The 24035-nt window shown below is 67.0% G+C and carries 19 protein-coding genes; 9 read left to right on the forward strand and 10 right to left on the reverse strand.

The window, feature by feature from the left end; translation table 11 throughout:
* Positions 1-12: 12 nt before the first annotated feature.
* Both ACX9NE_RS01335 and ACX9NE_RS01340 read left to right on the forward strand, forming a co-directional pair.
* Positions 13-993: a methylenetetrahydrofolate reductase gene (locus ACX9NE_RS01335; protein ID WP_459360352.1), complete on the forward strand. Its 981-nt coding sequence runs from the start codon at positions 13-15 to the stop codon at positions 991-993.
* Positions 990-1745 carry a class I SAM-dependent methyltransferase gene (locus ACX9NE_RS01340; protein ID WP_459360107.1) on the forward strand — a complete coding sequence of 252 codons (756 nt, stop codon included), beginning with the start codon at positions 990-992 and terminating at the stop codon, positions 1743-1745. The genes ACX9NE_RS01335 and ACX9NE_RS01340 overlap by 4 nt, the downstream gene beginning before the upstream one ends.
* Here ACX9NE_RS01340 and malQ read toward each other — a convergent pair.
* The 4 genes from malQ to ACX9NE_RS01360 all read right to left on the reverse strand — a co-directional run bounded on the left by malQ (position 1736) and on the right by ACX9NE_RS01360 (position 6051).
* A complete protein-coding gene (gene malQ, locus ACX9NE_RS01345; protein WP_459360106.1) occupies positions 1736-3730 on the reverse strand; it encodes a 4-alpha-glucanotransferase in 1995 nt (664 codons plus the stop codon). The genes ACX9NE_RS01340 and malQ overlap by 10 nt on opposite strands.
* A gap of 65 nt (positions 3731-3795) precedes the next feature.
* Positions 3796-4284, reverse strand: coding sequence for a MarR family winged helix-turn-helix transcriptional regulator (locus ACX9NE_RS01350; protein ID WP_459360105.1), 489 nt, complete (start codon positions 4282-4284; stop codon positions 3796-3798).
* A gap of 56 nt (positions 4285-4340) precedes the next feature.
* Positions 4341-4757: a DUF5313 domain-containing protein gene (locus ACX9NE_RS01355; RefSeq protein ID WP_459360104.1), complete on the reverse strand. Its 417-nt coding sequence runs from the start codon at positions 4755-4757 to the stop codon at positions 4341-4343.
* A 103-nt stretch (positions 4758-4860) separates the two neighbouring features.
* Complete coding sequence (locus ACX9NE_RS01360) at positions 4861-6051, reverse strand: cytochrome P450 (RefSeq protein ID WP_459360103.1); 1191 nt, start codon at positions 6049-6051, stop codon at positions 4861-4863.
* A gap of 116 nt (positions 6052-6167) precedes the next feature.
* Between ACX9NE_RS01360 and ACX9NE_RS01365 the strand changes: the two genes are divergently transcribed.
* Positions 6168-6884 carry an NUDIX hydrolase gene (locus ACX9NE_RS01365; RefSeq protein ID WP_459360102.1) on the forward strand — a complete coding sequence of 239 codons (717 nt, stop codon included), beginning with the start codon at positions 6168-6170 and terminating at the stop codon, positions 6882-6884.
* 343 nt (positions 6885-7227) lie between these two features.
* Entirely contained in the window at positions 7228-8016 is a 789-nt protein-coding gene (locus ACX9NE_RS01370; RefSeq protein WP_459360351.1) for an acyl-CoA thioesterase domain-containing protein, read from the forward strand.
* Positions 8017-8092: 76 nt separating this feature from the next.
* On the opposite strand, the gene ACX9NE_RS01375 is transcribed toward ACX9NE_RS01370, so the two are convergent.
* The 3 genes from ACX9NE_RS01375 to ACX9NE_RS01385 are packed head-to-tail and all read right to left on the reverse strand — an operon-like array spanning position 8093 to position 11047.
* Complete coding sequence (locus ACX9NE_RS01375) at positions 8093-8680, reverse strand: DUF998 domain-containing protein (RefSeq protein WP_459360101.1); 588 nt, start codon at positions 8678-8680, stop codon at positions 8093-8095.
* Positions 8677-9108, reverse strand: a complete 432-nt coding sequence (locus ACX9NE_RS01380; protein WP_459360100.1) for a hypothetical protein — start codon at positions 9106-9108, stop codon at positions 8677-8679. Before ACX9NE_RS01380 ends, ACX9NE_RS01375 begins: the two co-directional genes overlap by 4 nt.
* Positions 9109-9163: 55 nt before the next feature.
* The gene (locus ACX9NE_RS01385; RefSeq protein ID WP_459360099.1) at positions 9164-11047 is read right to left on the reverse strand and encodes a PE family protein; all 1884 of its coding nucleotides are present in this window, start codon (positions 11045-11047) and stop codon (positions 9164-9166) included.
* Between the two features lie 614 nt (positions 11048-11661).
* On the opposite strand from ACX9NE_RS01385, the gene ACX9NE_RS01390 reads away from it, so the two are divergent.
* From ACX9NE_RS01390 to ACX9NE_RS01400, 3 genes are all read left to right on the forward strand, one after another.
* Entirely contained in the window at positions 11662-13215 is a 1554-nt protein-coding gene (locus ACX9NE_RS01390; protein ID WP_459360098.1) for a PE family protein, read from the forward strand.
* 423 nt (positions 13216-13638) lie between these two features.
* Positions 13639-15762, forward strand: a complete 2124-nt coding sequence (locus ACX9NE_RS01395) for a PPE domain-containing protein (protein ID WP_459360097.1) — start codon at positions 13639-13641, stop codon at positions 15760-15762.
* Positions 15763-15776: 14 nt separating this feature from the next.
* Positions 15777-17165, forward strand: a complete 1389-nt coding sequence (locus ACX9NE_RS01400) for an SRPBCC family protein (RefSeq protein WP_459360096.1) — start codon at positions 15777-15779, stop codon at positions 17163-17165.
* A gap of 131 nt (positions 17166-17296) precedes the next feature.
* Here the strand turns inward: ACX9NE_RS01400 and ACX9NE_RS01405 are convergent, their stop codons facing one another.
* From ACX9NE_RS01405 to ACX9NE_RS01415, 3 genes are all read right to left on the reverse strand, one after another.
* Positions 17297-18538 carry an aminotransferase class I/II-fold pyridoxal phosphate-dependent enzyme gene (locus ACX9NE_RS01405; protein WP_459360095.1) on the reverse strand — a complete coding sequence of 414 codons (1242 nt, stop codon included), beginning with the start codon at positions 18536-18538 and terminating at the stop codon, positions 17297-17299.
* 479 nt (positions 18539-19017) lie between these two features.
* Positions 19018-20469 carry a CoA transferase gene (locus ACX9NE_RS01410; RefSeq protein WP_459377712.1) on the reverse strand — a complete coding sequence of 484 codons (1452 nt, stop codon included), beginning with the start codon at positions 20467-20469 and terminating at the stop codon, positions 19018-19020.
* Between the two features lie 258 nt (positions 20470-20727).
* Positions 20728-22278, reverse strand: coding sequence for a PE family protein (locus ACX9NE_RS01415; protein ID WP_459360093.1), 1551 nt, complete (start codon positions 22276-22278; stop codon positions 20728-20730).
* A 276-nt stretch (positions 22279-22554) separates the two neighbouring features.
* Here ACX9NE_RS01415 and ACX9NE_RS01420 point away from each other — a divergent pair, with 276 nt between their 5' ends.
* Together ACX9NE_RS01420 and ACX9NE_RS01425 are read left to right on the forward strand one after the other, a co-directional pair.
* On the forward strand, positions 22555-23211 hold the full coding sequence (locus ACX9NE_RS01420; RefSeq protein WP_459360092.1) for a hypothetical protein: 657 nt from the start codon (positions 22555-22557) through the stop codon (positions 23209-23211).
* Positions 23212-23287: 76 nt separating this feature from the next.
* Positions 23288-23896, forward strand: a complete 609-nt coding sequence (locus ACX9NE_RS01425) for a mycothiol-dependent nitroreductase Rv2466c family protein (protein WP_459360091.1) — start codon at positions 23288-23290, stop codon at positions 23894-23896.
* Positions 23897-24035: the final 139 nt, after the last annotated feature.

Here is a 24035-nt window from a genome sequence, read left to right on the forward strand (position 1 = left end):
GCCTTGGGCGAGATCGCGATGGCGACCGGTTGTCCAAAGCGGATGGAGTTCGGGCCCTGCGGTGGCGTGCGGCCCGACGGTCAGTGCGAAATGCGTTCCGGGCCGTGTGTATTCGACGACGCGGTGCCGTGGTCCGGTCCGTCGCCGGCGCGCCGGCCGGTCGCTGCGGTTCCGTTGGTCCTGACCGATTTCAGCTGCACGCCCTTTGACCGCGGCGACGTTGCCGCGACCGCTGCCGTGCTGGCGTCGTCGTGTGACGCCGTGTTGGTCGGCGAGCATCAGAACAAACCCGACTTTCCGCCCACCCTGATGGGAACGTTGCTGCTTGACGCAGGGGTGACGCCGTGGATCACGTTGTCCTGCCGAGATCGCAATCGCGTGGTACTCGAGCAGGAACTGCGCGGGCTGCGCAGCGTCGGGGTCCGCACGGTGCTGTGCGTCACCGGTGACGGACGCGGCTACGACGTCCGCCCGGATGTCACCCAGACTTTCGACCTGGACGGGCCGCGTCTGGTGGCACTGGCCTCGTCGTTCGGTGTGGTGCCGGCGGTGCCCGAAACTCCCACGGCTCCGCCCGTCCATGCCCGGCCCGTGCGGCTGGTCGAAAAGCAGCGAGCCGGCGCTGGAGTAGCGGTGCTTAATCATGTGCCGTTTCCCGACATGATCGGTGAGTTCATGAAAGCGGCTCGGGCGCAGGGGTTGTCGATCCCGGTGATCGCTGCTGCCGCGGTATTCACCGACAGCGTGTCGGCGGCGGTACTGCAGGGCTTACCCGGCCTGGAACTGGATCCGGCAGTTATCGAGGAGGTCTTGAGCGCCGCGGATCCGATTGCGGCCGGGATCTCGGCCGCCGTCAGTGAGGCGCGGGCGTTGTTGTCGATCGACGGCGTCGAGGGAGTCAACGTCTCCGGCCTGGCTTCGGCATCCGGTGCGCGGGTCGGGGCCGAAATCAAAGCGGAAGTGGGCCGGCGTCTCCGGGAGGAGGTTTCGTGACCGAAGCGATGCAGGCGGAGTTCGACACGGTCGCAGAGTGGACCGCGCAAGTGGCGGCCGATCTGGGTCCCGAATACCGGGTGCCCGCGGGGTGCCGGGGCAGCGGTAGTCCGGCCGCGCTGGACTGGCTGATGGCGCAGATGAAGATCGAGCCCGGCGCGCTGTTTCTGGACTGCGGAGCCGGTGTCGGGGGCCCGGCCGCGTACGCGGCGCAATCCCGTCACGTGCGCCCCGTGCTCGTCGAGCCCGAGGCCGGCGCCTGCCGTGCCGCAAGACGTTTGTTCGGGTATCCGGTGGTACGCGCGTTGGGCTCGAAACTCCCGCTGGCGGATGCAGCGTGCGATGCCGCGTGGTCGCTGGGGGTTTTGTGCACCACCCCGGATCAGCTTGCGCTGCTCGAGGAACTGCACCGCACCGTGCGACGCGGCGGGCGAATTGGATTGCTGGCGTTCGTGGCACAACGCGAATTGCCGGAAGAACAGCTTGACGCCAATCATTTTCCGTCGCCGGACCGATTACGGGCTTTGGTGGACCAGGCGTCGCTGCGTGTCGATCACTGGCTGAGAACCGCGGAGCTGCCGGCCATTCCGGACCAATGGAATGCGCGGATGGATGCCGTGACGAAGGAGCTCAGCGCACGCCATGGCCACACCGAGGCTTGGCAGCTCGCCGAGCGGCAGAGCTCACAAATCGGAGAGCTACTGGAGGACGGGACGCTGACCGGCGAGCTATTGGTGCTTCGTCACGCGTGACTTCGGCGAAACAGGGCGGTGATCTCGGCAACCCGCGGGTCGGCGCGCAGTTGCTCCAACGTCTCCGGAAGCGGCAGCCGCCAGTTCGGATACTCGTCAATGGTGCCCGGCAAGTTGGGCTGTCGGACCTCAGCCAGCACGTCGTAGGGTGAGATGAGCTTGAGTCGGCTCGGCGTCGCCGCCAGCAGGCGGTGCATGGCGGCGATGATCACCGCTTCGTCAGGCTCGGCTTCATCCGGTGGTAGCAGCCGCTCGGATCGCAACAGCGCCAGCCATTCTCCGCGTTCCCGCGCGGCCGCGGCTTGTTCGGCCGGCACGTCGTTGAGCAGCCCCAGGGCAGCGCGGGCCCGGACATGCTCGCCGCGCAGGAACCCTGCGGCCGTCGGCAGGTCGTGGGTCGACAGGCTGGCGGCCGCCCGTGCGGGCCATTTCGCCGGCACCAGCAACGGCTCCCCGGGGACCGACTGATCACGGGTGAACCATGACACCGCACAACCCAGCATCCCGTTGTCGGCCAGCGCCTCGGTGACTTCGGGTTCGACGGTGCCCAGGTCTTCACCGACGACCGTGGCCTGCGCCCGGTGTGCCTCCAGCGCCAGCACTGCCAGCATCACGTCGGCGTCGTAGTGCACGTACGTGCCGCGATCCGGACCGTCTCCCGGCGGGATCCACCACAGCCGCCACAATCCGGCCACATGGTCGATCCGAAGGCCGTCGGCGTGAATGAGCACGGCTCGCAACATGTCTCGCAGTGCCGCATAGCCGGTGGCGGCCAGCCGGTCCGGCCGCCAGGGCGGCAATCCCCAGTCCTGCCCTCGCGGGGTGAAGTTGTCCGGCGGCGCACCGATGCTCACACCAGGGGCCAGCACGTCGGCCAGCGCCCACGCGTCGGCGCCGTCGGCGTCCACGCCCACCGCGAGATCGTGCAATACGCCCAACGCCATGCCGGCGTCGCGTGCGGCGGCCCGCACGGCGATCAGCTGCTCGGCGCAGCGTTGCTGCACCCAGGCGTGAAAAGCCAAGCGGGGGGCCAGCTCCCGGCGTGCTGCCGCAACGGCCGGACCGCTGACGTCGCGCAGTGGCGCAGGCCATCGGCTCCACCGGCCGCCATGTCGTTCGGCCAGCGCGCAGTAGGTGGCCCAGTCGCGCAGCCCGGCCAGCCCGGGTGACCGGTCCAGGGGATTCGGCCGGTTCTCGGCCCGCCACAGCAGTTCGAGCGCAGCACGTTTCGCCGCCCAGACCAGGTCGTGGTCGATTCGCTCGGTGTCCGGCGAGACGCGCAGCGCATCCACCTCCGCGCGGGTGTCCGGGTCGGCGCGACGATAGGCTTCGAGGTCCTCGATGCGCAGCGCCAGTGGGTTGGCGAAGCGCCGGCTGGACGGCGTGTACGGCGAGGGCTGTACGGGGTGGGTCGGGCCGGGCGCGTGCAGCGGGTTCAGCAGTACCGCGCCCGCGTGGTGTTCAGTGGCCGTCCAGCCGATGAACTCGCGTAGATCACCCAGATCGCCGATGCCCCAGGACCGGGCGGATCGCAGTGCGTAGAGCTGCAGCATCCAACCCCACGTGGACGGCGTCGACGGTACCTGCGGGGGCGCTGCGATGACGGTGACGTGCTGACCATTACGGGTTTCGGCGCGGTACCAGCCTGCCGCCAGATCGCCCGGGAGCTCGTCACGCACGTCGAAGCGGGTGCCGTCCTCCGCTTCCAGCGCGACGGCACCGGGCAGCGGCCTGGAACGCCCGTCCACGCGTACCGCGACGGTCGGCGGCAGCACGCCGGCGCGGTTGGCCTCGGTGAGCCGCGCCAACTCACGGCGCCGGTCGGCTTCGGTGGCGGCCTCGACATCTAGCAGGCCCAACACCCGGATCACCACGTCGGGATCAACCTCGACCGGCTCCCGCCGCTCATTGCGATAGGCGGTCGCTACGCCGTGCGCTGCGGCTAACGTGCGCAAGCTGTCGGAGGCGGGTGAGGGATCGGCCACAGCGCGGGTATACCCGGGTGCTGGTTTCTCACACCCGAAAGTCAGTGTGCGGCCATCACTTCTGGTTATCCGTCCAGCGCGCCAGCCGCTATCGCGGCGGCGTTGATCTTGGTCAGCACCTCACGTAAATGCTCCAGTTCGGCGAGCTCGACACCGAGTCGTTCGACCACCGCGGGTGGCACCCTGAGCGCCTGACGGCGAAGGCTGCGGCCCTGCGGCGTCAGGGTGATGTGGGTGGTTCGCTCGTCGGCGGCGCTGCGTGTTCGGGTGATCAGTTGCTGCGACTCCAGACGTTTGAGCATGGGCGACAGGGTGGCCGAATCCATCTGCAGGAGCGTGGCGATGTCTTTCACCGACAGCGGATTGCCGCCGGACTTACCTTTGGCGTTGTCCCACAGGGCCAGCATCACCAGATACTGCGGATGGGTCAGGCCCAGCGGTTCGAGCAGAGGCCGGTATACCGCCAGCACCGCGCGGTTGGTGACGGCGAGCGCGAAGCAGACCTGCCGTTCCAACGACAGCGGGTCGAGTTCGTCGCTGACTCCCGTACGCATGGCGTCATCGTTCCTTCAAGGTGAGCGGACTGCGGTAACCGTTTCAGTCCTAAGTCCTAGAACGGGCTGCTGTTGTCCTGCCACTTCGCCGATTCCGGACGTGGCCCGTAGCGACGGGCGTAGTCCTCGTGGATGTGAGCCTGCTTCTGTCGCTTGATGACGTCGACCAGGCCCGGGTCCAGCCCGTGCTGAGCCAGGCGGTGGCGGCGCCACACCTTGTTCAGGGCCAGCGCCATCAGCAGGACCCAGATGAAGATGGGCGCCGTCATCTCCGAGTGCACGTACAGCGATGCCGGCAGCAACCACAGCGGTGCCAGCACCACTGCCGCGGGGATCGCCATCCGGATCAGGTGCCGGCGGATGGCTCCGGGACCGGCGAGATCGCGCGACACCCAGTCGCGCATCGTGTCGGGCAGACACCGGCCGTAGGAGTAGCCGATGTACTGCCAGAAATTCGGGCGAGCGTTGGACATGATCGCTCCTAGACGATTCGAATCGAAGCCTAGTCCGGCGCCGACAAGTCTGATCGTACCCTATTAGTTAGTGGGCTAACTATGTGGTTCCAGTCACTCCTGCTCAGGCGGCGACGAGTTCGATCGGCAGGCGCTGGTGTCGGCGGATGATGTTGTTGACGGCCCAGGACGGCTGCGCCGTCACCCGCATCCGGCCGACGCGTTCCACCAGAGCGCGCAGGATGGCCGCCGTTTCCATGCGGGCCAGTCCCTGACCGGCGCACGCGTGGGTGCCGTTGCCGAAGCCGATCTGACGACCGGCGTCGCGCAGAATGTCGAAGGTCTGCGGGCGGTCCCATTCGTCCTCGTCCCGGTTGGCCGACGCGTACAGAATCAGCACCCGCGCGCCGCGGGGAATCGGCGTGCCGGCGATTTCGGTGTCGTCGTGCACCTGGCGGGCGAAGGCCCGCAGTGGGGATTCATAGCGAATGACCTCGTTGACGGCATTCGGGATCAACGAGGGATCGTCCCGGAGCAACCGCCACTGCTCGGGATGGGTCGCGAGCAGGTACACGGCATTGGAGATAGCGCTGATCGTGGTGTCCAGCGAAGGCGCGATGTAGTCAACCATCAGCTTCGGGCATTCCGCGTGGGTGAGCTTTCCCTCGTCGGCCGCGCACAGCAGTTCGTGCGCCATGCTCCCGTCCAGCACGGAGCGGTTACGGACCACCCGGTGTGCGAACATCAGCATCTGCAGACTGCGTGGAAAAGCTTTGACGGCTCGCCAATTCAACGGGCCCAGGATGTCGAAGGTGGCGCCGCCCCAGGTGATCAGATGCCGACGCTCGTCGCGCGGCCAGCCGACGAGATCGGGAACGAGCGCCAGCGGCAGCGCGGTGGCGAGATCGGCGACCGCGTCGACGGTGCCGCGACGTAGAGCGCCCTCGACCACGACGGCGGCCTGTTCGTCGATCGTCTGCCCCACCGAGCGCAGCGCCCTGGGGAGCAGGCGATGAGCAAGCAATTTGCGGCGCTCGTCATGTTCGGCACCGTCGCTGTTGAGCGTGGTGCCGCGGGAGAGTCGGTTGCTCAGCGGATTGAGCGCAACTCCGTTGCCGGAGATGAACAGTCCATCGTTGCGCAGGGTGGCTTTGCACTCGGCATAGCGCGGCAGCGCGTAGACGCGGTGGCGGCGCAGCCACACCACGGGGCCCAGCCGGCGCAGCCGCCGGTAATGCGGATAGGGGTTGAGCAGGGCCTCGGTGGCATAGATGTTGTCGCGATAGACCGCCACACCGATCGGGCCCTGACCCATGCCACGGCCTCCTCCGATAGTTCTGACGAAATCGTCACACGCTAGACCTGTTTCGGTCAATACTTTCTGACGAAACCGTCATCAATGCGGCGCGTCGGCGGGCATATGGTCGAGCGGTGACCATTGCCTATGACGACGCCCTGCGCGAACAGATCAGGGTGCGGTTGGCCGGCCACGACCGCCGTACCGTGACCGACCCGACGAAACGGCAGGCGGCCGTGGCGCTGGTGCTCGTTGACTCGGTGGTGGGGGAGGACCGGGTGGATCCCGCTCCCGTGCACGAGTGGATCGGCGGCCGTCCGATACCCGAAGAGCTCGACGGCCATATGATCGATGTCGCCGGCGGTGCGGCATTCCTCTTGTGCCGCAGAACATCTCGCCTCAGAAGCCACGCCGCGCAGTGGGCACTGCCGGGGGGCCGTCTCGATCCGGGTGAAACGCCGATCGAGGCTGCGCTGCGGGAGTTGCACGAAGAGGTGGGAGTGCGGCTGTCAGATTCGGCGGTGTTGGGTTTGCTCGACGACTACCCGACGCGGTCGGGATACGTCATCACACCGGTGGTCCTGTGGGGCGGGGGCCGACTCGATCTGCGTCCGGCGCCCGACGAAGTGCTGGCGGTTTACCGGGTGGGGTTGCACCACTTGCAGCGTGACGACTCTCCGCGCTACATCAGCATCGCCGAGAGCCCGCGACCCGTGGTGCAGATCCCGTTGGGCAACGACCTGATCCACGCACCGACGGGCGCGGTGCTGTTGCAGCTGCGCTGGCTGGGCTTGGAGGGCCGCCACGACCCGGTCGATGAGTTGGAGCAACCGACCTTCGCCTGGAACTAGCCAGCTGCTGAACCGCCCTCGCGGTTGCCCGCCCAGCGCACATCTACCGCCTCGAACGTGCATCCAGGGCGGCGACACGCGGCGTGGCCGTCGCCCTGAGTGCACGTTGGATGACCCGCGACGTCCCCTGGCCGCAGCCGAGCCCCGATGAAGGATCAGCGACCACACGCTCCTAGTTGGTGCCGCCGCAGCCGCTCGACCGTCGTCGGGCGTCAGTGCCGATCGCGTCGCCGAAATCCGATCCGCGGTGGCCCGTGCCAGAGCCGGCGCCAAGGTGTTGTAGAAACGCGATGTGAAAGGCAATTCCGACGACGATGCCCGGGCACCGCACCCGCCCTACTTCTTGCGTGACGGAAACCGTTTGGTACCAACCGAAATCGCGCGAGGAGGCTGGGGAGCATCGCTGAGTGGCCACGTCGTCGGCGGCCTGCTGGGTTGGGTGGCCGAACGGCTGGTGGATGACCCGCAGTTCCACCCTGCGCGTCTCACTATCGATTTGCCGCGTCCGACCACCCTGGAGCCGGTCGAGGTGCACACCCGCGTGCGGCAGGACCGCCGGCGACTGCGCCTGGTCGACGCCGCTGTTGTCCAGAACGGCAATTCAGTCGCCAGGGCCAGTGCTCTTTTCCTGCGCCGTGGACCGCAACCCGACTTGCAGGTGTGGTCGCAACCCGTACCCATGCCCACGCTCCCGGGCGACCAGCGCGACGTCGCGTCCTTGTTCATCCGTACGTACGGTTGGGGCGCCGATATTCAGAACCCAGACCCCGACTGGCCGCAGACGCCCGGGCCGAAATACACCTGGGTGCAGGAGACGCGCCCACTGGTCGATACCGAACCGATGACGGCTTTCACCCGCGCGGCCATGGCCGGCGACATCACGGCATCCATCGCCAACTGGGGGACCAAGGGACTGCAATTCATCAACGTCGACTACACCCTCACCCTGAGCAGGCTTCCCGACGGACCGCATCTGGGCCTGGCCTCCCTGACCCACTACAGCTACGAGGGGATTGCGACTGGTTCGGCTGTGCTGGTCGACCCCGCCGGACCGATCGGCAACTGTGTATCGGTTGCCATCGCCCAGACCGGCTTTCTGGCTCCGCCGAAGATCGTGCCGCACGGGCGTTGATCAGGCCGGCAAGCCGCTCTGGCGGTGTGAACGAACCCGACCACCCGTGCGCTTCTGGAGAAGTGACCCCCGAATTTCACCGGTACCTGATGGCGGTGCGGGGTCGGCGCGCGACCAGCAGGGCGGCAGTCAGTAACTGCCACAGAAAGATTGAATAGGCGCTACCGCGTTCCCGCATACCGACCGGCAGTGGTACGGGATCGGCCACCAGTAGCGCAAGACACAGAAACCCCAGTGCAGCAATAACTGTCGAGCCGCAGCGGTACCACCGCAGCTGCGGCACGAGCAGTTTTGCTCCCGCCAGGATGGCGGCGTTGCCGCCGGCGAGCGCCAGCGCCGCGCCGATGACGTGCACCGTCCCGCTGTGCACCGTGCCGACCAGGACGTTGCCAACGGCGTTAGCCGCGACCAGGCCGAGGAACAGGCGGCTGCGATGGTCGTGAGCGCGCACCATGAACAGCGCGCCGAGCAGGAACATGCTGCCTTGCAGGTAGAACGCCGCATGCATCAGTGACGCGCGTGGCCCCCCTCTGCCGAGATCACTGATGTAGTCGTGCGCATAGCTGTAGGCCGGCACATAGGCGGCAGCGGCGACGGCTTCCAGGATCAGGTAGGCGCCGACTCCCGCGGCCCAGAGCGCCGACCCTACGGAGCGACGGCTCACTCGCCGGATTGCACGTGAAGATTCCTGGCGCCCTTCACATTCCGCAGTCCGGAACAGTTCACGCAGCCGATGCATCCGATGCAGTCGGTGCACCGCACGCAGGCGAGGCAGGCGACACAGCGGGTGCAGGCGATACATGCCAGGCAGGCCACGCATTCCCGGACCGCCACGCACACCACGGTCAGGAGGCTGGCGACCACTCCGATGCTTCCTGCGGTGGCCGCCGATCCGGCGACGGCGACGCTGCCGGCGGTGGAGACCGATCCCGCCACTGCCACGCTGCCCGCGGTCGCCACCGAGCCGGCGACCGCCACGCTGCCGGCGACAGCCGCCGAGCCCGCGACCGCGACGCTGTCGATGACTGCGACGGAACCCACGACGGAGTCGTCGTCAGAATCGATGGCCAACGGCGGGTTCAAGGTAAGCATGAGGTTCATCATGTCAGTCCTGCGGCCGAAGCCGAAGGGTTGACGCCGGATGCGGTTACGCGCTGCCGCCCTTACCGCCGGTGCCGCCTGCCCCACCCGCACCGCCGATCCCGGGGGTATACAACCACCGGGGGCTTTCCGGGACGCCGTATTGCCCGAAGTCTCCGTTTTCGCCGTCGCGGCCGACCGCACCGGGCCCGCCGTTGCCGGTGCCGCCGGTGCCGCCGGTCCCGCCACCGCCGCCGGCGGCGCCCGGTGCGATGCCGTAGAGCGAGGTGCCGCCCCTGCCGCCGATGCCCCCGGCGGCTCCGTCGCCACCGGTTGCACCCGGGCCTCCGTTCCCGCCAACCCCGCCATTGCCACCAGGGCCGCCGAAGGGGATGCCGAAGTCGTTCCAGGTTCCCAGGCCGCCGCTGCCGCCGGTGCCGCCGGTCCCGCCTGTGCCGCCTATGTCGCCGCCAGCGCCGCCGGTGCCTCCGGTGCCCCCGGTGCCACCGAAGCCGCCGAAGCTTGCGGTGCCGATGTTCAAACCGCGGAATGAACCGTCGGTGTTCCAGGTGCCGGCCCCGCCGGAGCCCCCGGTCCCTCCGGTGCCGCCTGCGCCGCCGGTTTGGCTGCCGGCCCCGCCGGTGCCGCCGGTGCCGCCGGTGCCGCCGGTGCCGCCAAACGTAGGACGGTTCGCATCGTCGCTGCTGCCGCCGGTGCCGCCGGCTCCGCCGGCGCCGCCATTACCACCGGCCGCCCCGGACACTCCGCCGCCACCGGCGCCACCGTTTCCGCCGGAACCGCCGTTGCCTCCATAATTGTCGCCGGCGAGGTCACCGTCGCCGCCCCTGCCACCCGCGCCGCCGTCACCGCCCACGCCGGCGCTACCTGGGTGCCCGGCCAAGCCGTGCCTGGCCTGGCCGGCTGATCCGCCGTTTCCACCAATCCCGCCGTCCCCCCCGGCGCCGCCGTCGTTATGGCCATTACCACCGTTGGCGCCGGCGCCGCCCGCGCCCCCGTTGCCGCCCGTACCGCCGGCGCCGCCGCTGCCGCCATTGCCTGCCTGGCGTCCTCCGTCCCCGCCCGCGCCGCCGTGGCCGCCGTTGCCGCCGGTGGAGCCGGCACCGCCCGCGGCGTCTGGCTGAGTGGCGTTGTCGCCGGAGGTTCCCGAACCGCCGGCACCTCCGGACCCGCCGTTGCCGCCGTTGCCTAGCAAACCGGCATTGCCGCCGGCCCCGCCGTCACCACCGTCTCCGTTGGCCAGGCCTGAGGCGCCGTTACCGCCGCTGCCACCGGTGCCCCAAAGCCAGCCGCCGTTGCCGCCGATACCGCCGGCGCCGGAGCCGAATCCGCCGGCACCGCCGGCACCGCCGTTGCCGAACAGGGTCGCGTTGCCGCCGGCGCCGCCCGCTCCGCCGCCGGTCCCGCCCACACCGCCGCTCCCGCCGTTGCCGAACAGGCCTGCGGGCCCTCCGTTGCCGCCCGCGTGACCGGCCTTCCCCGCGCCGCCGTTACCGCCGTTGCCGAACAGCAGGCCGCCGGCGCCCCCGTTGGCGCCGCTGCCGGGTGCACCGTCTGCGCCGTTCCCGATCAACGGTCGTCCGAGCACCGCTTGGGTAGGTGCGTTGACGGCGGTCAGTGCGAGGTTTGCGGTCTGCTGCAGGGGGTCGGCGTTGACGGCCTCAGCTGACCAGTAAGACGCGGCCGCCGCGGTCAGCGTCTGCGTGAAGCGATCGTGAAAGGCCGCGGCGTAGGTGCTCAGCGCCTGATATTGCTGGCCATGAGCGTTGAACAACGCTGCGATCGCAACGGAAACCTCGTCAGCGGCCGCGGACGACACTTCGGTCGTCAGTCCGGACGCCGCGGCGCTTGCGGTACTGACCGCCGATCCGATTCCCTGCAGATGTGATGTCGCCATGCTCATCGCGTCGGGCGCCACGTGCACAAAAGCCATCGCCTTACCTTCCGGGGGAACTTGATTCAGGCTCGCAATAGCAGGTTCGGCCCAGGCGCGGCATCGCGTCCAGTACAAGGTGTGGCACGTAGTCTTGCGAAATTTGAGTTCGTCTGACGCTGCCACGGGTGTTACCACACAGGCGTCGTCGCAGACGCACAGCACCGGATTGGACGCGAAAAGCCCACTGAATCAACACGATTCGGCAAACCGTCACCGACAAAAGTAGCTGAGGTCGAGACTGTGCGGCACGCGGGCGCACCATGAGCTGGCCAGCGCGGCGCGCAAGACATCATTCGGTACCGTCTGCCGGCGAGTTACTTTGAGACGCTGCAACCGTTCGCAGCCGGCGATTAACTTACACAATTTCGAAGACGCTGTTGACGGCGACGCCGCTCGTGCGAGCTCCTGCGCGTTGTGAGAGTTGATGCCGGAGTTAGCCTTCGCCGCAGCTCAACCGGGTGGCTCGACGGCCGCAAGCAGATGGGCTAAAGGCGGAGCAAAACGCAATGTTGCCTTGCAATTTGGCGAGATACGGCGGTCGCGTCTGTGGTGGAAATGTGATTGCTTGGTCGCACCGAAGATCCCCGAACGATCTGCCACGGAGGCGACCGATGTCGTTTGTTCATGCGGTGCCCGAGTTGCTCATTGCCGCGGCATCGGATCTGGCGGACATCGGCTCGGCAGTCAGCCAGGCAAATGTGGCGGCGATGGCTCCCACCACCGCTGTGGTTGCGGCAGGCGCTGACGAAGTGTCGACGACAATCGCCGAATTGTTCGGCGCACATGCTCAGGCATATCAAGAAGTCAGCACCCGGGCAGCGGCTTTCCACAGCCAGTTCATCCGGTCGATGAACGCGGGCGCCGGCGCCTATGCCACTGCCGAGGCCGTCAACACCTCACTGCAGACCCTGCAACAGGAGCTACTCGCCGCCGTCAACGCACCGACCTTGCTGCTGCTGAACCGACCGCTGATCGGCGACGGCGCCGATGCCGCCCCGCAATCCGGTGCCAACGGCGGCAACGGGGGACTGTTGTGGGGCAACGGCGGCAACGGTGGATCCGGTGGCGAGGGACAATCAGGCGGAAACGGTGGTGCAGCAGGACTTTTCGGAAACGGTGGCGCGGGGGGTGCCGGCGGGTTCGGTACCAATGGCGGCGACGGCGCAGCCGCCGGATCCGGGGGTGCCGGAGGCTTGTTATGGGGCAGCGGGGGGGCCGGAGGTGCGGGCGGGTCCGGTCATGCCGGCGGGAGCGGCGGCGCGACGGGACTGTTCGGCCGCGGCGGAGCCGGTGGCGCCGGCGGAGATTCGGTCAATACCGCAGGCGCCGGCGGCAACGGCGGCACTGGCGGGATGATCTTCGGCGCCGGCGGGGACGGCGGGGCTGGCGGACAAGCCCTCAACGGCGCGGCCCCCGGAGCCGGTGGTACGGGCGGCTCCGCAGGGTTGTTCGGCGCAGGAGGCGTCGGTGGGGTCGGCGGATCCTCGGGACCAAATCAGGGGCCCTACGTTGGCGGACACGGCGGTGACGGCGGTGCGGGCGGCAGAATCCTCGGTTTGGGAGGCACCGGCGGAGCCGGCGGCTCCGTCAACCCGGATACGACCGCCGGTACCGGCGGCGCCGGTGGAAACGGCGGAGCCGCCGGCCTTATCGGCTTCGGCGGCACCGGCGGCGCCGGCGGGTACGGGGGAATTGCGGACGTGCCTACCGCCAATTGGGTCGGCGGTGCCGGCGGCAGCGGTGGCGCGGGCGGGTCGCTGGTGGGAATAGGCGGGACCGGCGGCGCCGGAGGGTTCGGCACTTACGGTGGGACCGGCGGGTTCGGCGGTGCCGGCGGCATCGTGTTCGGTGACGGCGGATCCGGAGGCACGGGCGGCTGGGGCAGCTTCGGCGGCGGGACGGGCGGCACCGGGGGAGACGCCGGCAATCTCACCGGTTCAGGTGGTAGCGGCGGGAGCGGCGGCAATGTCTATGTAGGCGGGTTCGGCAATGCCGGTGCCGGCGGCGCCGGCGGTAACGCCAAACTGCTCGGCAACGGCGGCAACGGAGGAAGCGGCGGGGCTGCCTTCAACGCTCCGGTCGCCGGCGGACCCAGCGGTCGCGGCGGGGCGGGCGGCCTGTGGTTCGGCAGCCCAGGAGTGGTCGGGTCGTCGACACTGAGCTGAAAGTGGCGCCCGCAGAGCGCTGTTCAGGGTCCGTCAAGACGCTCGGATAATGGCGGCGGCCGATGCATAACGCCGAGCCGTCGTTGTCGCGCTGCCCTATCTGCGATTCTGATCGGCTGTCACGACCTGTGGCACAACCAGATTCGTGAGCAGCAGGTGTTGCGGACTTCCGGGCATTGTGGCCTGCCGGTGCCGCGCTCACCTTCCATGAAGTCGGTCGCATCGCCGTGGACGCACGAAAAAGCGATCCGTCGCGAAGGTTGTCTGAGACGCAAGTTTAAGTTCGCAACCTTCTACTGGACCGTCCCGAGCGATGTTGCATAGCGTGGCTCATGGCGGGTTACGGACTGGCGTCGGTGGTGCCCCGCACCTTTGATTGCGCTGTGACACCAAAAGACTCGGCTTCTGGGCACAGCTTGTCTGATGAATGAGGTCGTCGTGAACTTTTTCGTGCTTCCGCCGGAGATCAACTCGGCCCTGATGTTCGCCGGGGCGGGGTCGGGACCGATGATGGCGGCGGCGGGCGCCTGGAGCGGACTGGCCGATGATCTGCAGTCGGCCGCGAGCAGCTTCTCCTCGGTGACACTTGGGCTCGCGGGTCAGTCCTGGCAGGGACCCGCGGCACAGGCGATGACGGGTGTAGCGCAAAGGTACGTGGATTGGCTCACTGCTGCGGCCGCGCAAGCTGAGCAGGCAGCGGGGGGAGCCGGCAGCGTAGCGGCGTTGTTCGATGAGGCGCGTGCCGCCATCGTGCATCCCGTTGTCGTAGCGTCCAGCCGCTCCCAGCTGATCTCTTTGGTGGCATCGAATCTGTTCGGGCAGAACGCGCCTGCGATCGCGGCCGCTGAGGCAACGTACGAGCAGATCTGGGCGCAAGATGTCGCCGCCATGGCCGAGTATCACGCCGCGGCCGCGGCCGCGATCGCACCGCTGACGCCGTGGTATGTCACACCGGAGGGTCTGTACTTCGACGTCGGCCCGATCGGGGGAACCATCAACCTCACCCCGGGCAACGTCGGCGCACTCAATGTGGGCCTCGGCAACGTCGGCGCACTGAACGCGGGCTTCGGCAACAGCGGCAACTACAACCTGGGCAGCGGAAACTTCGGCACATTCAACCTTGGCAGCGGAAACGGTGCCTCAGGCAAGGGGAGTTTGGGGACTCAACTTTCTGCCGCCATGAATGTGGGCAGCGGCAATGTGGGCAGCTACAACTCGGGCAGCGGCAACGCTGGCGGGTTGAATGTGGGTAGCGGAAATGCCGGCAACGCCAACGTCGGACTCGGGAATCTGGGTAACTCGAACTTGGGCAGCGGGAACCTCGGCAGCTCGAACCTGGGCAGCGGCAATTGGGGTGGCCATAACCTGGGCAGCGGCAACACCGGTGATGGCAATTTCGGCCTGGGGAACACCGGCAACTCCAACCTGGGTAGTGGCAATACGGGTTCTGCGAACGTCGGCAGCGGAAATCTGGGCAATGCCAACTGGGGCTCCGGCAATCTCGGCAGCAACAACGTCGGATTGGGCAACAAGGGCAACAACAACATCGGCTTCGGACTGTCCGGCGACCATCAGATCGGCGTCAACTTCGTCGGATTGAACGGCGGTTCGGGAAACATCGGCCTGTTCAACTCGGGGACCAACAACATCGGGTTCTTCAACTCCGGCGACGACAATTGGGGTATCGCGAACTCGGGCCAGGGCGTCGGGCCGCTCAGCGTTGAATTCGGCACGTCCGGCGTTTGGAATACCGGTATCGGCAACTCGGGATATCTCAATACCGGCCTGGGCAACTCAGGCAGCTACAGCACCGGATTGTTCAACTCGGGGTCCACCAACACCGGGTTCTTCAACTCGGGCAGCACCAACACGGGCTTGTTCAATTCGGGTGCCACCAACACCGGCCTGTTCAATTCGGGCGACACCAACACCGGGTTCTTCGACTCGGGCACCGCGAACTTCGGCAGCTTCAACGGCGGCAGCACGAACACCGGCGGCTTCAATTCGGGTGATATCAACACGGGTTACGGCAACTCCGGGGGAGTGAACACGGGAATCCTCAACGGCGGAAACCTCAACACCGGACCCGTCAGTCCCTTCAATCAGAACTTCGCCAACTCGGGCTTCTCCAACGCGATCGACGGCGAATTCGGGCGTGGCGGTTACAACCAGTCGGGCGTTGCCAACCAGGGCCTGAACAACTCGGGTGTCGATTCCGCCGACAACATCACCAGCATCATCGGTGGGAAGGTCATCCAGGGCACGGTCGGTTCCTCCGGCTTCGAGAATCACGGAAACTTCGGCTCCGGCTTCCTGAACTCGGGCGCTTACAGCTCCGGCTTCAGAAACACCGGGCCTACCTACACCGGTCCGGCGAACATGTCCGGATTCGTCAACAGCACAGGGCAATTCATCTCCGGTTTCTTCAACGCCGGCACCATCGCCGACGGCGCCCTGGTCCAATTCAATTCGGGGATAGCGAACTTGGGCAACGAGGTGTCGGGCATCTTCAATGCGCAGAATCAAGAGTCGGGACTGTTCCACTGACCATCCCGCTCAACATGACCAGCGAATCACAGACGCAGGGCGATAAATCGGTCGCTGTCGCGTGGACCGAACAGCCGTCCACGCGACACCGGCTTCGAGCCGCGGTGGCGACGGTGCGCGATGGCGGGCGATTCCGCATCACCCGGGTCGGCCAGGGTCGCGGGATCCCGGTGGTGCTGCTGCCCGGGATGTTCGACAATCGGAGGCTGTACTTGTGGCAGGGCGGTCTCGCCGACACCCTGGCCGACCGCGGCTTCGACCCATGGATCGTCGAGCGACGCAGAACCGGCGGGGTAGCGCTGGCGATCGGCACGCGAGCCGGCTGGGAGGAAACGGTTCGAGTTGACCTGCCGGCGGTCCAGCGGCTGGTTGCAGCCGAGTCCTGCCGCCCGGCGTTCTGGATCGGGCATTCTTTCGGCGGTGTGGCCTTGGCACGTGCGGCCGCCGAGACGCTGGACCGATCGGATCTGGCAGGCTTGGTCTTGGTCAACTCCGCGGTCGATATCCCGTTGTTGGCCAATCGATTTGTCGCTGCTGCGTTGCGCTCCCGGATGTGGGACGGGGTATTCCCGGCCCGGCGACTGCGTCTCGGTCCCGAAGACGAGCCGGTCGCCGCCCTCGGCGACGCTGTCGACTGGGGCGTTGCCGAGCGGGGTCACCGCTGCCTGTCGAACGTCCTCGCGACGGTGGACGTACCGATACTTGCTATCACCGCGCCCCGGGACCTCATCGCCCCGGCCCCGCGCAGCCGCCGGCTGGTACGGCCGACACCCGGCCGGGATAGACGAGTGCAGTCTGCCGCGCGAGCAACGGGATTCGCCCGCGATTACGCGCATGCGAACACTCTCTTGCATCCCGTCGCACGAACCGATGTGTTTCCCTTCCTGGTTGACTGGCTGATCGCTCGCAGCGGGGAGCCCGCGCCGTCGGACGCGGTCGCGGCGCGTCCGGTGGGACGTCACCAGCTGCAGTTCAGGGCAACGCTCGAGGTGCCTGCGGAGCAGCTTTTTCGGGTTCTCAGCCGGCAGTGGTCGGCGCTGTGGCCGGCCCGTCAGCGCCGGGTGCGTGACGGAGTGAGTGCCGCGGAACCCGACGGTCTGCGCTCGGTGCGATCGCAACGCGTGCTGGGGATGTGGCGAATTCAGGAGGAAATCGTCACCTACCGACCGCCGTGCATCATCGAATACCGCACCATCAAGGGGCCGGTGCGAAATCATCTGGGACGCATTGAACTTCATCGTGCTCCCGGTGGCGGCACACTTTTGGACTATCGCATCGACTTCGATGTACCCCGCTGGGTTCCCGGCCGAACGCTGGCCGCCGCCCTCGAAACCACCTGGTGTCGGTGGAGCCTGCCCCGACTGCGGCGGCTCGTTGCCGTCGCCGGTGCGGCAAAGGAATGAGTCCGCGGTCCGCAGTGATGCTTCCGTCTGTCCCCGTCCCCGCCACCGCGATGACTCGGCCAGGTCGGCTGGAGCGCGGTACTCACCAGTCGGGGCAGGAATCGGGTCGTGATGCGGGCGAACCGCGCCACTCAGTCCGCAGCCGGATTTTCCAGCGCCCGGTGCTCGGCACACGCATATCGATAACTTTCGCTGATTCTCTGCACCGCGTCGATGATGTCGTCGCCGCTGTGGTGAGCCATCACCTGCATACGGAACCGCGCCTGATCACGCGCGACCGCCGGGTACTCAACGAGATTGGCCACCAGGCCGTTGGCATGCAACTGACGACTGACGAGGCGGGCCACGCTCTCTGATCCCATCCTGACGCAGACGATCGGTGACGGGTCTCCGTATATCTCAAAGCCCTCGCGTCCCAGCCTGGTACGCAATTGCAGGATGTTGGCCATCAGGCGCTGTCTTAGCGTTTCGCCTTCGTCGCTGTCCATGATGTCGAACGCTTTCAGGACGATCGCTGCTTGCACGGGAGAGAGCGCGTTGGAGAAGGTATTCGGTGACGAATAGAAACGCAGGTACTCCTTGACTTTGCGGTGCTGGGTCGCGACGAATCCGCCATTGGAGGCGAACGTCTTCGAGAACGATCCCATCACCAGATCGACCTTCCCGATCATGGATTGAACGCCGAGGTGCCCGCGACCGCCTTTGCCGATCGCGCCGAGGTCGTGCGCCACGTCAACGACCAGAGTCGCCCCGAATTCGCTGGACAGCCCTTGCATGACGGCGATATCAGGGGTGTCGGAGTCCATCGAGAACAACGCTTCCGTCACCACCATGACGCCGCATTTCGTGTCCAGGGATCGGATAGCCCGCAGCTTGCTGCACACATCTTCGAGATCGTTGTGCTCGAACAGGTGAATGTTGCGCGTCGCGGCCTGCGCGCCCTCCTGTAAGCACGCATGAGCGAGTCGATCCATCACAATGTGATCCTGGGGGCGCACCAAACCTCTGATGACTCCGAAGCCCGCCGCCCATCCGGTGGGGAATAGGCTGACATGCTCGACCGCGAGGAATTCGGCGATGCGTTGTTCCAGAGCAAGAGACACCGAGGTATTGCCGACCAGTGCCGGTGAACCGGCACTGTGCACGCCGTACTCGTCGATGGCGGCGCGCGCCGTGGCCTTGATCTCGGGATGGCCGGAGAGTGACAGGTAATCCTGCGACGCGAAATTCACTCCGGCCATCTTGCGGCCGTGATCGTCGTACACCGTCGCGTATGGTCGTGGGCCCGCTTCTGTGGACCTACCGTAGGACCACAGCCCATGGGTGCGGCGCAGATCCTGCCACTGGTAGAACGCGTCGAGCCGGTCGATCAAGTCGCCGCCGGACGGTTGCCGGAAGTCGCGCAGGCTCCCGCGAAGGCTGTGATACGGAGTGGTGAGGTCGCCGGGAGAATCCACACACAATTCCGCGAGGGGTTCTGACAAGGTCACTGCTTTACCTCCTGAGTCGTGAACGCGTGTGGATCGGCCGCGAAATGCGACGCGTCGGCGTCGTTCGCTTTGCTTGCAGCGCAAGGCCGTCAGCGTGTGCGCCAAAGGTCAACGGACCGTGCTGAGTTGCTGTGATGCTGCTCACACTGCGATGCTAAGTTCACGAATCGATAAAGGTCCACCACGTAATTTGCAAGAGTCGCTTGCTTTTTCCGCAACTGACAGGTCAGCTCTGAATTCTGCAGCGGTCCCCATTGCCGAGGGGGCCGGCACTCGTGCGACGACCCCCGATGGGCGCAAAGTCCTGCCTCAGAAGATGCGCAGCGATCTTCACGTGGCTCTTCGGGGGTCTGCCCTCGTGGTTACCGGGGCGTCACGATGCGACGTGCCGGCCAGGACGGGGGGTCAGAGCCGTAGGGCACCAGCCGATCGGTAGCGGGGAGTGTCAGGTCGGAGAATGTCACGGACGGGGCGAGGTTTCTGACCGGCCCGTAGGCGGTCTCGACCGAGAATGTCTGCGCCGGATAGATATCAGTGCGAGGCAGCCCGGCTTGGATGCCGGAGTCCAGCAACCCGAACTCCTGAACCCACATGGTGCTGCGCGCGAGCGATACCTTCACGTGATAGGAACCACCCTCGCTGGCGCGTCGATACAAAGCCGCCATGATGCCTGCTGCGGCCAGGTATCCGGTGATCAGATCGGCGAGGTAGAAGACCGGAGAGAACCGGGGCGGGCCGCCCTGGCCTTCGGTCATTGCGAAACCCGTTGCCACTTGCGCGTTCTGGTCGAACCCCGGACGTCCTTGCCAGGGGCCGCGGTGACCGTACGCGGTGGCCGACATGTATACCAGCCCGCGGTTGCTCCGCGCTGCGAGGGAGTGGGGAAGCAGGTCGAAGCGTGCATTCACCGCGGGCCGGTAGGTCGTCGCGAATACGTCTGCGTCAGAAGCCAATTCCCGCATCGCGGCGATATCCTCGCTGCAGCGCAGGTCGAGATAGGCGTTGTACTTGCCGGCGTCGGTACCAAGGTGCTGGGGGAGGGTGTCGGCGTGAAACGGCGAGGTGATGCGCAGGACGTCAGCACCGTACTCCGCCAGCGTGCGGGTACTTCTGGGGCCGGCCAGCACGTGGGTGAAATCGAGCACTCGGATGCCGTCAAGCGGCGACGCGCCTTTGGCTGCAAAGGGAATCGGCTCACCGTCGGCGATCTTCACGATCTCGATCGGCGCCGAGGCGGCCAGCGTCCGGCCCTGGGGGTGCAGCAGCCATTCATCGCGGGTGAACGCGCGGCACGCCGGCAACCCGGCGTCGCTCAGCGCATCCTCAAGCTGCTCGGCATCCCATTTTGCGATTTCCCGGGCGAGCGCCGCTCTATTGTTGCCACAATCGAAGAAGTCGAGGTAGCCAGACAAGAGCTTCGGGTAGGGCGGACCGGCTTCGATCATGATGTAGCGCTTGTCTCGCGTCTGGAAAATCCCATTCGTCGGCACGTGTTCGGCGCCGACATTCTGCCGGAAGCGGCCCTGCCTGACGTAATGCGTGGGGTGCAGATAATGCAGTGCATGGATGATGTCGGTCGAGATATCCGTTTTCGTGCCACTGCGGTTCTGCCATATCGCGGCGCCCGCGGCGGCGATCAGGAGCAACGCTGCTGCCGAAGCCTCGCCGAGACGATGAGGTGAGCGGATCACCGGGTCGCTTCCGTGCAGCACGGCATCACCGGTGAACTGCTCTGCCAGGCCGATCCCTTTGAGCAGGTCACTCAGCTGACCCAGGTCCCCGGCGCGCAGCCGGGACTCCCATCGTGTTCGCATCTGTTGGCTTCCGTTTCTCGACACCTCAACCGGCCCTGAGCTGGCAGTACGGTCCGATGAATGCCACGCTAGCGCCGGCCATCGTACGCGTCCAGTAGATGCTTCTTGAATGAAGCTTGCATATTTCGCAAGGGTTATTGTGAGGCCAGCGAGTTCGACGAGGCGCACCCTACGAGGGAACAGCGAGATCCACACCCTCATAGTCGGTTATGCCATCACCGGCATACCGGCATTCCGTGAGGCCGCGAGCACTGCTTGTTAGAGAGATCCGTCGGCTCCCGGGCTGCCGAGCAGCTGACGCGAAAACCATTGAAGGCGCCCGCCGCGGCGGCGCGGCGCGCCGGCACCACCGTCGCTCGTCCAGAGAATCTCGCCGTTGGCGCAGCCTGGGATGCCGTCAGCGCCGACGCTGCCATCGGCGCCACCACTGCCGAACAGTCGAGCGTCTCCACCGAACCCCCCGAGCGCGCCGGGGCCCGCATCTCCGCCCCGGTTACCACCATGACCGCCGTTGCCGCCGCTTCCGCCCGGACCGGCTGTTCCGCCGTTACCGATCAGGCCGCTGCGCCCGCCCGACCCGCCGAATCCGCCGCAACCGCCGTTGCCGTCGCGCGTCGTGCCCACCGGGTTGACCGTGTTTCCGCCTCCCGCGCCATTGCCACCGAAGCCGCCGCTCCCGCCGTTTCCGTAGAGGAATCCGCCATTGCCCCCGTCGCCCCCGTCGCCACCATCGCCACCGTCGCCGCCACGGATGGCCGCCACCGCGGTCACCGGTTGGCCCACGCCTCCATGGCCTCCGTCCCCTCCGGCGCCTCCGTTGCCGATCAAGCCCGAGTCTCCACCCCGACCGGCGGATGCGCCGAAGTAGCTGCCACTGGCGCCGCTCGCGACGCTGTCGTCCGCAGCAAAAGAGCCGCCGTGTCCGCTGTTGCCACCGGCACCGCCATCACCGTAGAACCGGCCGCTGCGCCCGCCATTGCCGCCGTTGCCGGCCATCCCGCCGGTTCCGCCCACCTGGGCGCGTGTCGTGGAGCCGGCGGCATCCCCGCCGTCGCCACCGAGGCCGCCGGCGCCACCATTGCCGGACACGAGACCGCCGCGCCCGCCGGCGCCACCATCGCCCCCGTCGCCGCCGTTGTGGATAGAGCTGACGCTCCCGGTTCCGGCATTGCCGCCTGCGCCTCCGGCTCCGCCGTTGCCGCCCTGACCATGTACCCAGCCGCCCGCGCCGCCGTCACCTCCGCTACCACCGGGCAATCCGGGTTGGCCCGCAATGCCATTGATCCCGGCGCCGCCCCGGCCGCCGGATCCGCCGTTGCCGAACAACCCGGCTGACCCGCCGCGGCCGCCGTTCTGTCCGGGCGCTCCTGAGCCGCCGCGGCCGCCGTTGCCACAAAGCCACCCGCCGTCGCCGCCGTTCTGCCCGGTGCCTGAGGCCCCGTCGGCACCGTTGCCCATCAGCGGCCGTCCGGTGATTGACTGCACGGGGTTGGCGAGCAGACTCTGTAGCGGCGGTAGCTGTGCATCACTGGCGGTCTCGGCGCTGGCATAGTGCTCCGCACCTGCGGCGATGAGCTGCACAAAGTGATGCTGGAACGTGGCCGCCGCGGCGCTGAATTCCTGGTACTGGCGTGCGTGCGAACCAAGTAGCGCTGCCACCGCAGCCGACATCGCGTCGGCGCCCGCAGCGATCGTTGCGTTGGTGGGCCTGGTGACAGCGCCATTGAGCTCTTTGATTGTGGAACCGATCGCGCTGAGCGCCGACGCTGCGGCGTTGAAAATCGTCGGTGACGCACGAACTTTCGACATCGGTGTTCCTACGGTCAAGCTGCCGCACACGACAATGCGTCCATGCCACTTCACGCTAAAGTGCGCGATATCTAGCGTCCAGTAGATGATTCTGAAACGAACATTGCATCTAGCGCAACTGGCTGTCGCTGTGTCGTGGCGTCCCGAGTAGGCATCGGTCATAGAATGTGCTGCACCCGGCAACCGGTGAGGAGTCACGTGGATCTGGAGCGCATCACTCACCCTTTGCGACTGGCCCAGGGATCGCACCGACCGGGTTCAGCCAAGGGCTGTGCCATGAACGTCATTTCCTACGTCAACGGCGACCAACAGATCACCGACTTCCCGGCCACCTCGGCGCGTCCGTTGGCCGCGTTCGTCCAGCTGTGCAACGACCAGTTGGCGGGACCCGACGGCTATCTGTCACCAAAGGACGCCTTCCTCGCCCTCGACCTCGGTTGGCTGACCGTCGGTACGGCGGACGTCGACGAGACCGTCATCCGGCCGTGGGTGTCCAAACTGCTGATCAGTCCTCCGTGGGGCGTGGTGCGTTACGCCGATGGTGCTGCGAGCGAGGCGATTTCGGCGATTGCGGAGCTGCATCGCACGCTGGCCCCCGGCGAGATGCCCGACATCGCCAGCTGGGACCGGGCCGCCCGGGTCGCCCGCGAGATCAGCGCCGAGATGGCTCCGTGCGCCGAAAAATACGCCGTCCGGGCCGCCTACCAATCGACCGCTCTCTCCGATGCCGAAGCCTGGGACACGCTGGATGCCTTGACGGGCAACGCCTTACGCGCCCACCGATTGGCCCACCTCGACAATGGCGCCGCGCCGATCGTCGAGATGACCCGTCATGCCATCCGGTCGTGGCGGCGGCTGGCCGGGCTGTCGGTTGTCGGCGGCGTCCCCGCGTCCGTTACCCAGGCGCTGCGGCGGAAAGGCGCGGCCGCCTGACGTTCCACCCAGTAGCCCCGGCGTGGTAGATACCATAGGGGGTATGGTATAAATGCTGCGGTGAGAGGAGTCAGCGATGCCTGAAGACGTCGACGGCACCAGTCCGGCGGTGACGATCTGGTTCGACCCGGTATGCCCGTTTTCCTGGAACACGGCGCGGTGGCTGGTCGCAGTTGCCGAGAAGAGGGGCATCACTGTCGATTGGCGGTTGATGAGTCTGGCGCTGCTGAACGAGGGACGAGAGATGCCGCCCAAACAGCAGTCCCGAATGGCCGACTCCCAGCGGGTCGGACGACTGATGGCAGCCATCCGCGACCAGCATGGCAACACCGGTTTGGCGACGGCGTATTTCGCGTTCGCTGAGCGCTACCTGGACCAGTCCGAGCCGCTGGGCGACGAGCTGGCCACACAGGTGCTGGGGGCCGTGAAATCCTGGGATGTCACGGCCGATGTGCTGGCAGACACGTCGTGGGACGGGCCAGTCCGGCGCAGCCATCAGGCCGGGCAGGACGCTCTGGGAGAAACAGGTGGCAGCCCGATCGTCCGCATCAACGATCACACGTTCTTCGGTCCGGTGCTGACCGCTCCGCCCGATCCAGAGGCGGTTGAGACACTGTTCGATGCGGTGGCAGCATTGGGTGCAGTCCCGCAGTTCTCTCAACTGCAACGACCGCGCGCCGGCTGAGTCTCGGGGGGTTTCAGATGTGTCATGCGGTGCGATGCCGCGTTTGCGGCAAGACCACCTGGGCGGGTTGCGGTGCGCACGTGCAAGAGGTTCGGCGCACCGTGTCCGCCGACCAATGGTGCGACGGACACGAGCCAGC

It is taken from the genome of Mycobacterium sp. ML4 (assembly GCF_054515735.1).